Here is a 3746-nt window from a genome sequence, read left to right as displayed (position 1 = left end):
TCGACCTCGTCGGCGTCGCGGTAGACGGTCGGGTCGTCGGCGGTCGTGTGCGCGCCGAACCGATACTGCACCGCCTCGATCAGCGTCGGCCGCGGGCGGTCCGCGTCGGCGTCCCGCGCCTTCTCGACGGCCGCCGCCGTGACGCGGTAGACGGCGAGCGGGTCCATCCCGTCGACCTGCACGCCGTCGATCCCATATGCCTCGGCCTTCTGCGCGAGCGTCGCGCTGCGGGTCTGCCGCTCGCGCGGGACCGAGATCGCCCACTGGTTGTTGTTACAGAAGAACACCGTGGGGGTGTCGAAGACGCCGGCGAAGTTGACCCCCTCGTGGAAGTCGCCCTCGCTCGTCGCGCCGTCGCCGAAGTAACAGCAGAACACCTCGTCGGTGTCGCGCAGCTTCGCCGCCCACGACGCGCCGGTCGCCTGAGGCACCTGCGAGGCGATGGGAACGGCGACGGGGAAGGCGTTGACCCCCTCTGGCGGCGCGTTCCCCTCCTCGTGGCCCATCCAGTAGAGGAGCGTCTGGCGCGGCGGGAGCCCGCGGACGAACGCGGCCCCGTGTTCGCGGTAGGAGGGGACGATCCAGTCCTGCTCGGCGAGCGCCGCCGCGGACCCGACCTGTGCGCCCTCCTGTCCCGACAGCGGCGGGTACGTCCCCATCCGGCCCTGCCGCTGGAGGCTCACCGCCCGCCCGTCGAAGTGGCGCGCCAGCCGCATGTACCGGTAGATCTCGACCAGCTCGCTCTCGTCGAGGTCCGGGACGTCGCCGACGACCGCGCCGTCCTCGTCGAGCACGCGGACCGGGTCGTCGTACTCCCTGTCGAACACGCTCACGGTCGGACCCACCCGTTCATGTCTGAAGGGTCCGCCGCACGGGTAATATCGTTTTCGTACGTGATCATACTGTGCGGAAATCGCGGAACGTACCGAGAGACCGTCCATCTGTGACGAGGAAAAACGGACGGTTCGGAACCAGATGGCGGAGGGGGGAACCGGGAGACGCGACGACTCGGACGGAATCCCGCGGCGTCACCCGAGCCGGAAGGAGGGCTCGTCGCGCTCGCCGTCGAGGTCCTCGAGCTGGATCACGTCTTCCTCGCTGTCCTCCAGCTGCTCGCGGAGGTAGTTGACGTAGCGTTTGTGCTCCTCCAGCTGCTCGCGGAGGTGGTCGGCCTCGAGTTCGAGCCGCTCGTGTTCCCGGACGAAGCTCTTCGGGACCTCGATCTTCGGCGGGAACGACTCCCCGCTTTCGCCCATGCTCTCCAGCTCCGCCTCGGGGACGACGCGGACCTGTCCGTCGTGGGCAACGAGCGTATCCACGTAGTCCCGGAAGACGGCCGACAGCGAGATATCTCGCTCCTCGGCGATGTCGCGGAGGGTCTCGAACGCGTCCTCGTTGACGCGGAACGAGATCGTCTTGTTCTTGTTGCCCATTATCGGACCGATCGGCGCGCGACTACTTAAGCGTTTGTCAGACGATGGCAGGATCGGTGTCCCAGACACCGTCGATACGGGTCAAAAAAACGCCGAATTCGTCGGTTTCGACGGGTTCAGCGAATTCGTCGGTTTCGGCGCCGGGTGTGCTCCCGGATCGCGGGATTAGCCTGCCCCGCGAGGGCGGGAGGCCGACCGGTGGTTACGGCTCCGGCGGGCCCGCGTCGGGGGTGTCGGCGTCGTCGACGGCGGCGTCGGACGCGCCGCCGGCGAGCTCGTCGCCGTCGCTCTCGTCGAGGTCCTCGAGCGCCGACAGCGCCGCGGCCTTGTACGTCTCGGGGTCGAGGTCGTACTCCTCGCGGGCCATCAGCGCGTACTCGTTGGCCTCGTCGTCGAAGGCGGCGACGCGCGCGATCGTCCGCTTCGCGGTCTCGGCGACCCAGCGGTCGCGGGTGTCGGCGTCGACTTCCGTGATCGACTCGGGGCGGACCGAGACGCGGACCGTGCCGTCGTCGGTCTCGTACGTCCGGGGCTTCCCCACGACTGCGACGTAGGCGGGCGGCTCCAGCTCGCGGAGCTTCGAGGCGGCCTCGGGCTGGTACTGGCCGGCGTAGACGAAGAACGTCCCCGTGGGGTCGACGATGCGGCCCCGCCAGTACTCCGCGTCCTCGCCGACGTCCTCCTTCTCGGTGAGGGTGCCGACGAAGAACACGCGGTTCGCGGACTGCCCCGTCGGCAACAGCAGGTAGACGGGGGCCCGCTCGTCGTCGGACTCGGTGAACGTGTAGGCGGCGTCGTTGAACTCGCTCGCGAACGCGCGCCGGGCGACCTCTCGGGTGGGGGTTGACTGGTTCTGGCTCATATCAGATCGACCTCGCTTCGATCAGCGCACTCTCCACGTCGACGGCGCCGGGACGCTCCATCTCGTCGACCAGGACGTACCGGCCGAACGTGGGACCGGTGACGCGGTAGTACCGCCCGAGCACGTCGTCGGCCATCTCCTCGGCGACGACGGTGGTGTCGAGCGCGTCCATCGCCATGTCCTTGGCCTCCTCTAAGGTCATACCGGTGAGTTCCTCGGTGGCCTCGCGGTCGAAGATGACCTCGGAGACGGTCTCGCCGTCGTCGAGGACGCCCTTGATCCGGAGGTCGAACTCGCCCTCGACCTGGCCGTGTTCGGAGCACCGCCCGTTCTGGAGGACGCGGGTGCAGTCGTCCTCGGGACAGCGCTTGATCAGCCCGGAGCCGGACTGGATGTCGACGAGGGCGCCCTCGACGGTGTCGGCGTTGTCGCCGACCTCGATCGCCTCGTCGATCTCGGTGATCTGGGTCGTCCGGTTGAGCTTCACCGAGTAGTTGCCCTCGTACTCGTCGGTGACGACGTTCGAGAGCTCGTAGGCCTGTCCCTCCTCCAGCTCGGGGAGCTCGGAGGTCTCGAACGCGACGAACTTGATCGTGCCCGACTCGTCGCCTAAGAGCCCGACCTGCGAGATCGAGTCGCTGCGGGGCTCCCAGAGGTCGACCAGCTTCACGCGCAGGTCGACCCACTGTTCGTCCTCGTCGATGTCGTTGACCAGGACCTCCTGGCTGCCGCCGCGGCCGAGCGCCTCGCGCTCCATGCCGGCCTCGTCGAGGTAGCTGTTGGTGACGGTCCGCCGCGCCTCGTCGAGCGGGACGCGATACTCGTCGACGAGCGTTTCGAGCCGCTCTTCGACCTGATCGGCGTCCACCTCGAGGTGGTCCGAGAACTGTTCCGCTATCGCTTCCGCTTCCTGTCGCAGTTCGCTCATGGGGTGTCTCCGCCTCCGGTCGTGTTTCAATGGGAGGCGTACGACGGTTGGTTCCTCATAGTATTAAAACGCCCGCCACCGCGGTGAAAGTGAATAAAACGGCGCGTTCGAGGCGTCTCGTAGCGATTTGGCGATCGAAGGCGATCCCGGAGGTCGGCTCCGGCCCGCCCGTGTCAGACGCTCGTCAGCCACGCGCGGGCGCCGTTTCAAGTGGAACGGTACCGCGTGAAGTGTCCGCACGGAACGAGAATACGGTGAGGACGAACTGTCGGTCGGCGCGCCTCCGAGCGGTCGCCGGCGGCGACCGCGAGGAGCCCGCGAGGGAGTCGGCCGTCCGGAGCGAAGCGGAGGGCGGTCGACGAGGCTGGGGAGGCGTGAGGTGGTGTGCGGAGCGGTCGGGTGGACTCAAAGGGGCAGTCGCGAGGGCGAAGCACGAGGAAGTGAGGACCGCAGGGAGCGAACGGAGTGAGCGACTGAGGACCGCAGCGAGTCGCGCGAGTCCTCGCGACTGGGGCTTTGGAGG

4 protein-coding genes are annotated in these 3746 nt (G+C 68.1%); all 4 read right to left on the bottom strand.

Translation table 11 applies throughout. The annotated features are described in order from the left end of the window. Nucleotides 1-833 (bottom strand): thiamine pyrophosphate-dependent dehydrogenase E1 component subunit alpha (locus GJ633_RS14925; protein ID WP_321169114.1); only part of this gene is annotated, 833 nt, incomplete at its 3' end. A gap of 195 nt (nucleotides 834-1028) precedes the next feature. Beyond that, nucleotides 1029-1433: a CopG family transcriptional regulator gene (locus GJ633_RS14920; protein ID WP_156589438.1), complete on the bottom strand. Its 405-nt coding sequence runs from the start codon at nucleotides 1431-1433 to the stop codon at nucleotides 1029-1031. Between the two features lie 202 nt (nucleotides 1434-1635). Next, nucleotides 1636-2295, bottom strand: coding sequence for an RPA family protein (locus GJ633_RS14915; protein ID WP_156589437.1), 660 nt, complete (start codon nucleotides 2293-2295; stop codon nucleotides 1636-1638). A gap of 1 nt (nucleotide 2296) precedes the next feature. Further along, the gene (locus GJ633_RS14910; protein WP_156589436.1) at nucleotides 2297-3223 is read right to left on the bottom strand and encodes a replication factor A; all 927 of its coding nucleotides are present in this window, start codon (nucleotides 3221-3223) and stop codon (nucleotides 2297-2299) included. Nucleotides 3224-3746 lie beyond the last annotated feature (523 nt).

Origin of the sequence: Halorubrum sp. CBA1125 (assembly GCF_009742825.1) — an archaeon.
In the GTDB taxonomy this organism is placed as follows: domain Archaea; phylum Halobacteriota; class Halobacteria; order Halobacteriales; family Haloferacaceae; genus Halorubrum.
The sequence above is the reverse complement of the archived record's forward strand: the minus strand, read 5'-3'. Positions and strand labels throughout refer to the sequence as shown.